General features: G+C 55.9%; 4 protein-coding genes. All 4 read right to left on the reverse strand.

From position 1 onward, the window contains the following. Positions 1-70 precede the first annotated feature (70 nt). From D3P08_RS23985 to D3P08_RS24000, 4 genes are read right to left on the reverse strand one after another with little or no spacing between them, the layout of a single operon-like run. Positions 71-1,849: an ABC transporter ATP-binding protein gene (locus D3P08_RS23985; RefSeq protein WP_119602663.1), complete on the reverse strand. Its 1,779-nt coding sequence runs from the start codon at positions 1,847-1,849 to the stop codon at positions 71-73. A gap of 14 nt (positions 1,850-1,863) precedes the next feature. Beyond that, positions 1,864-2,667: a hypothetical protein gene (locus D3P08_RS23990; RefSeq protein ID WP_119602664.1), complete on the reverse strand. Its 804-nt coding sequence runs from the start codon at positions 2,665-2,667 to the stop codon at positions 1,864-1,866. After that, positions 2,660-5,149 (reverse strand): ABC transporter permease, encoded by a 2,490-nt coding sequence (locus D3P08_RS23995; RefSeq protein ID WP_119602665.1) that lies wholly within the window; start codon positions 5,147-5,149, stop codon positions 2,660-2,662. Before D3P08_RS23995 ends, D3P08_RS23990 begins: the two co-directional genes overlap by 8 nt. After that, complete coding sequence (locus tag D3P08_RS24000) at positions 5,146-5,835, reverse strand: ABC transporter ATP-binding protein (protein WP_119602666.1); 690 nt, start codon at positions 5,833-5,835, stop codon at positions 5,146-5,148. Before D3P08_RS24000 ends, D3P08_RS23995 begins: the two co-directional genes overlap by 4 nt. Positions 5,836-7,130: the final 1,295 nt, after the last annotated feature.

The following is a 7,130-nucleotide window of genomic DNA, read 5'->3' on the forward strand; positions in this document are numbered from 1 at the left end:
TTCACCAGTATAAAGCGTCTTTGCCGCGAGCCCATGGTATTGTTTGACTATAGCCAAAGTTCCGGCGTCGCTATACAACGACCGGTTCTTTCGCCGGGGATGGCAGCTCCTCTTCGGTCTGCATCGCCCACAGCTCCTTATAATACCCGCCTTGCTGAAGCAGCTCCTGATGATTGCCCTGCTCGACAATCCGTCCTTCCTTCAGCACAAAAATCGTATCCGCATGCAATACCGTTGAGAGCCGATGCGCGATCATAACGACCGTCTTGTCGCGTCCGTAAGCCTCTATCGCCTCCTGCACGGCGCCTTCGCTTTCGTTATCCAGCGCGCTTGTCGCTTCGTCCAGCAGAATGATATCCGGATTTTTCAAAAAAACGCGGGCCAGCGCGATGCGCTGCTTCTGGCCGCCGGACAGCTTTACGCCCCGCTCGCCGATTTCCGTGTCATACCCTTGTGATAGAGACGCGATAAATTCATGGGCAAAAGCTTTCCGCGCAGCCGCCTCCACCTCTTCGTCAGACGCGTCGGGACCGGCCAGCTTGATGTTGTCCTTGATCGAGCAGCTGTACAGGAAATGATCCTGCGTCACCACGCCCATCCGGCTGCGCAAGCTTGCGAGCGAATAGTCCCGAATATCGCGTCCGTCAATCAGGATAGCGCCGCCTCCCGCGTCATACATTCGAAGCAGCAGCTGTATAATCGTGCTTTTCCCGCCGCCGCTCCCGCCTACGAACGCGTAGGTTTTCCCCTTCTCGATCGCGAAGGAGACATTCTTCACAATTTCCCGGCCCCCATCGTACGAGAACCGGACGTGGCGGAATTCAATAGCCTGTTCGAACTTATTGAGCGGCACCGGCTTTTCGATCTCTCGGATAGCCGATGGCGTCTCGAGAAACCGGAAGATCCGCTGGAGCGCGACGCTCCCTTCGGTAATTGACGGGAACGCCTGAACCAGCGCGGCGACCGGCGCTCGCATCCGGTCCACATAGGCGAAGAATGCGATCAAGCTGCCGAGCGTGAGACCGCCGTCAATGACCTGCAGCGCGCCGATCATGACGATCATAAACGGCGTCGCGTCGCTTAGCACATTGACGGACGAGATGGTCAGCGCTTGATGCCGCGCCTGTCTGTCCGTTAACGTGTCGTAGCGCCGCAGCCGGTCCTCAAACGCCAGCTCCTCTCTTTTTTCGGCGGCGAACAGTTTGGCCAGTACGGCCCCCTGGATTTTTTCGTAGACGAAGCCGCTCAGCACCGAACGACACTCCATGACCTCGCGCGTCGTTCTTTTCAGCCGCTTGGCCAGGAGATGAGCGAGCCCAAATTGAATGCCGACCAACAATACGGCAAGAAAGGCAAGCTTCACGTTCATCAACAGCATGGCGGCTATGACGAACGCCAGCACGATCATCTCAATCCAGATGTTCGCGAAGAGCGCCGTCATCAGTCCCCGTATTTTTTCGATATCCTCGAAAAACCGCGCCCCGATCTCTCCGCTTTTATGATTCGCGAAATACCCGGCGTCCAGCCTGTGCACCTTGCGGAACACGTCCATGCGCATCTGTCTGATAATATTGTTGTTCGCCTTGTGCATGAAAAACTGCCGGACATATTCCATCGGCCCGCGAACCAAGAAAAATACGGCGAGCAGGATGCCGAACACGAGCAGCACCTTCTCTGTCTTCTCTATATCAGTTAGTTCGCCGTTCTGCAGCAGTTCGTCGAACAAATATTTAATGACAAGAGGTACGGACAGCGGAATAAGGAAGCGGAAGAGGCTTCCGGCAAACCCGATCGCGTATAACGTTTTCTGTCTGTCCGCATAGGGTAAGAACTTGCGGAGCTCCTCCATGGCTATGCGCCTCCTTATTGGACATTTACGACATAGGACACCGTAAACACTTCACCCTGCCGCTGAAATTGGCCCCATATTTTATACAAGCCGCTTGATGGAAACTCCGTCTCGAATACGGCCACCGGCCCGGCGCCCTGCCCCTCTTCGGCATGGACGTGCACGTACCGTTCCCCGTCCTCGGAGAGCACGACGACATGGCCGATCGCTCCCAAATACGGCTCCAAATCGGTAACGAGGCGCCCCGATTGCTCATCCGTCATGGCAAATCGCAGCGTCGTCTCCTGCTTCACCCCTAGCTTATCGATGGACAGCTTGACGTTTGTGCCTCCAGCCGTTTGCGGCTCCAGGTTAGGAGTTACAGGGACCGCCTCAGCTTCAGCGCCTTCGATCGAGACCCATTCCATCTTTGTCATGGCGTCGCCTCCAGCCGGCTTCAAATCGGCTATGAGCCGGTAGTCGCCGCCTGCGGGGAATACGTTCCGGATTTCGAATACGCCTCCGCCGACGTGCTCGGGATGGATATGGTTGAAATAAGACAAGTCCTTGCTGATGACCATCAAATGAAGCAGCTTCTCATGATTCAGGTCGAACGCTTCAATAGGCTCGCCGTCCTTATTTTCGACTGCAATACGAATCAGCGCGTCCTTGCCCGCCTCTCCGTTCTCAATCGTCCATTCCGCCTTAACGGTGTCCGCCATCAGCCGGTCGCTGACGACGGTCACCTCCTCATTCTCCCAGCTGTTGTTACTTCCGCATGCCGTTAGAAGAACGAGAGCGGCTACTATCGCAGAAAGAATCATTACCTTTTTATTCATAACGCAACGCCTCGCTTAATGGAGTTTTAGCTGCTTTCGATGCCGGAGCAAAGCTGGACGCCAGACTGACCAGGATGCCGAACAACGCAATCGCGCCAATAATCATCCAGGACACGCCGAAGGTATACGTCAGCGAATTAATCGCAAGGAAAGTCGATGTCTGGTAGATGAGCAGCACGCCGAAGGCGCAACCGATTACAGTCGCTGTCAGTCCGATGCCGAAGCCCTCCAGCAAAATCATGCGGATCAGCTGCCTGCGCGTCACGCCGACGGCCCGCATCATGCCGAGCTCGCGGATTCGTTCCATAATGTTCATGAGCAGCGTGTTCGCGATGCCCATGCCGGAGATGAGAATCGACAGCACAATCAGGAAGTTCACAATGCTGAACGAACCCGTATAGGTCGCGCCGACCACCGAGACCCAATCCTCCGGCCCGAACATGCTCTCGATCCGCGAGCCGAACTGATCGAATAGGTTCTCGCGAAGCTGCAGCGGAGACGCCGACTCGTCCTTCAGAATTAGGGCGTTCCGTTCATATTTCAGGCCAATGTGCTCGCGGAAGTGCTCGTTCTTCATAATGGCGCCGTAGCCGCTGTTTTTCATCGTCTCGATTACGGCAACCACCTTAAACGGCTTCGGACCGTCGATAGTATCCAAGGTGAGCGACTCTCCGACTTCTCCGCCCCATACGCTTGCCGCCGCTCGGTCGAGCATAATCTCGTCCGGTTGAAGCTTCGCAATAAGCTCGCTTGGCTGCGTCCCTTCGCCCGCATCGAATAGGGGGAAGCGGTCGATCCAATCCGCGCCTACGCCATATACCGGCAGCAGACGCTCGTTTCCGCCCAGCGTCCAGACGACGGCCTGCAGCGGATAGGTTACCGCGTCGGCAACGCCGTCCACCTGCTTCATTTCCTCCAGGTCAGTCGGTTCAATATGATGGAACATAATGTCCAGGTTGCCGCCGTAGGTCGCGTGGATGACGCGCTCATAGGTTTGAATAAACGCCGAGTTCAGCGAGCTCATCAGCACGACCATGGCAATGCCGATGCTCAGAATGACGGCCGTCATTGACGTACGGCCCAAGCTGCGGTTCAGGTTGCGCGCCGCCATCTCGCCGCTGAAGCCGAATACCGCGCGATAGAGCGGCCGAAGCAGGAACGAAAAAGCTTGGAACAAAACCGGGAACACGAGAGCTATTCCGGCCAAAAGCGGCACAACGAGCAGCAGATGCTTGATGAAGAAGCTCGACCCGATCAGCAGCAGACCTGCCGGCAGCCGCCACTTGCCGCCTTTTCTTTTCTCCGCGCTGTTCTCTTTAAGCACGGCAACGACGCTGACCTTCCCGGCTTGCCGAATCGGGTACAGGGACGCGAGGACGGGAACGGCCAAGCCCGCTAGCGAGGAAATGACAAGACCTTTCCAAAGCTCCATCCCGACGTCGGCGTGGACGCTGAATACCATAAAGATGACGGCCTTCAGCAAAATCGCAAGACCAAAACCGATGATTAGACCGAGGACGGTTCCGATGACCGCTAGCAGCAGCACCTCGAATAAGACAAAGTTACTTAGCTGGCGCGGCGTATAGCCGATTGTTTTCATTGCGGCAAACTCGTTTCGCCGCTCTTTCATGCTTACATACAGCGTATTAAAAATAACGAACGCGCTCAGCGCGATGCCTAGGAACCCGGCTATGTACAAGGCCAAGAAAAAGGTATCGGCATCTTTGTATTGCGCGTCAAGGTCCAGAATGGTGGGCTGAATATAGACCTCGCCGCTTGCTCTTGCAAGCTTGTCGAGCTGCTGTCCGATGGCGTCCAGTTCGGCGCTCTTCTCCGCTTGGACAAGAATGCTTTCGACCTTCCCGGACTTGCCGTACCACTCCTGCAAGGATTCAAGCGGAACGGCGACCGTCCACGGGTGGTACTTCGCCATCATCCAGCTGGACGGCCCCATTAGCGAGGCCGTATATTTGACGATAGCGCTAATGTTCAGTTCTTTTATGCCGTTATCCGTCGCGAAGGCGATGCGGTCGCCGACCTCCGCTTTCCATACCTTTGCCGTGCGGTCCGTAATAACGGCGCCGTCGTTACTCAAATCGCCCTCGACGACCTTGAAGCCGGTCAGTCCGGTATCCAGCCGGCTGAAGCCCTTGAGGTCGACGCGTTTTTGGATGGCCGTTACCCCTTCCTCCTCCCACACGAGCGTAGAGCTTTGCTTCAGATAGGAGACAGCCTGCGCGCCCTCTATTCGGCTAACGTCTTCATAGACGTCTTCGTCGAAGTAAGCCTCGGTACCGAGCACCGAATAGTCGGCCCTGCCGAAGGCTTCTTTCATATACAGCGGGAACGCCTTCTTTGCGGAATCAACGGCAGCAATCACCGCGAAGGTGGAGGCTACCCCGATCATAATGGAGAGGATGGTCAGCATCGTCCTCATTTTGCGGCGCATCAGGTTGCGCCATGCGATTTGCCAGAGATTCAACGCGCTCCCGCTCCTTCCCGTTCCTTGGCGACTTCGCCGTCCACCATCGTGATGATGCGGTCCGCCGTCTGAGCCGCGTCTCGGTCATGCGTGACCATAACGACCGTCATGCCCTCTTCTTTATTGAGACGGGAAAGAAGCTGCAGCACGTCCTGACCGTTCTTCCGGTCAAGGTTGCCCGTCGGCTCATCCGCCAGAATCAGGCTCGGCTTCATCGCCAGCGCTCTTGCGATCGCCACGCGCTGCTGCTGCCCGCCGCTAAGCTGTGACGGGAAGCTTGCCGCTTTACCGTCCAGATTCACCTCGCGGATTAGACGGGAGACTGTGACGTCGATTTCCGACTTCGGCGTTTTATTCGCCGCAAGGGAAAGCGCGATATTTTCGGCAACCGTCATCATCGGCAGCAGCTGATAGTTTTGAAAGACAAAGCCGACTTTCGTGCGGCGGAACAACGTCCGCTCTTTCTCGCTGAGGCCGCTCAATTCGACGCCATCTATGGCGATGGAGCCTCGGGTCGGCAGGTCCAAGCCGCCGAGCAGCTGGAGCAGCGTGCTTTTTCCCGAGCCGCTTGGTCCCATAATCGCGACAAACTCTCCCTTTGCAATGTGGAGATCCGTTTCCTTCAGCGCGGTGAAGCTTCCCGCCTCCAGCTCATACACCTTCGCTGCTTGCTTTAATTGAATCATCGTTCGAGATCCTCCTTATGATCGATCGCGGGCTATATCTGCCCTGCTTCGTATGCATCTATCATAAGGCGGAGGCGTCCCTGCGAACGCGCAAACGCTGCAGCCAGCCCCGCAAACTTTTGCGGCGAAAACGCAACGAATGCGCGCGCGGAGCGCAAAAGATGCAAGTTCGCTAGGCCGGAGGTTGTGGCGTTAGATGAAGGTTGATAGATCGGTTAAAAATCGGCAGAGGTTGCGGGGGAGGAAGTCGTGTGATGAGTAAGAGAGTGCGTGATGTGGGGGGTGGCGAGGGCGTGATGTGCAATTAGGTCAGTCGTGTGCAGGGGGCGAGGGCGTGATGAGTAATTAGGTCAGTCGTGTGCAGCGGGCGAGGGCGTCAGTCGTGTGCAAGATGGCGAGGGCGTGATGTGCAATTAGGTTAGTCGTGTGCAGGGTGGCGAGGGCGTGATGTGCAATTAGGTTAGTCGTGTGCAGGATGGCGAGGGCGTGATGAGTAATTAGGTCAGTCGTGTGCAGCGGGCGAGGGCGTGATGAGTAATTAGGTCAGTCGTGTGCAGGGTGGCGAGGGCGTGATGTGCAATTAGGTTAGTCGTGTGCAGGGTGGCGAGAGTGTGATGTCCAATTAGGTTAGTCGTGTGCAGGGTGGCGAGAGTGTGATGTCCAATTAGGTTAGTGTGTGCAGGGTGGCGAGAGTGTGATGTCCAATTAGGTTAGTCGTGTGCAGGATGGCGAGGGCGTGATGTGCAATTAGGTTAGTCGTGTGCAGGGTGGCGAGGGTGTGAAGTGCAATTAGGTTAGTCGTGTGCAGGGTGGCGAGGGCGTGATGTTCAATTAGGTTAGTCGTGTGCAGGGTGGCGAGGGCGTGATGTGCAATTAGGTTAGTCGTGTGCAGGGTGGCGAGGGTGTGATGTGCAATTAGGTTAGTCGTGTGTAGGGTGGCGAGGGCGTGATAAGTAATAAGGTTAGTCGTGTGCAGGGGTGGCGAGAGTGTGATGAGTAATTAAGCGACAGGTGCGTCGGCGAAATTAAGATAACGTCGAGGGAAAAAGTCATATAACGGAGCCGCCCCAAAAATAACGCCAAAAGTACACCTATTAATCCCCCGCTTCCCTGCAGAACCGCAATAAGGACAAAAGTGCACCTATTCTCTACAGGAATTGGAGAAACGGGTAGCGTCAAGAAAGTTGTGTAGCAGGGTTTTCCATCGGGACGATGGATATTTTTAGTATTTAGTGATGGTTTGCCGGGGGCTTCGCCCCCAGCTAAGTTTCTTGCTTCTCTTTGAGTGGGCCATA

This window comes from Paenibacillus nanensis (assembly GCF_003583765.1).
In the GTDB taxonomy this organism is placed as follows: domain Bacteria; phylum Bacillota; class Bacilli; order Paenibacillales; family Paenibacillaceae; genus Pristimantibacillus; species Pristimantibacillus nanensis.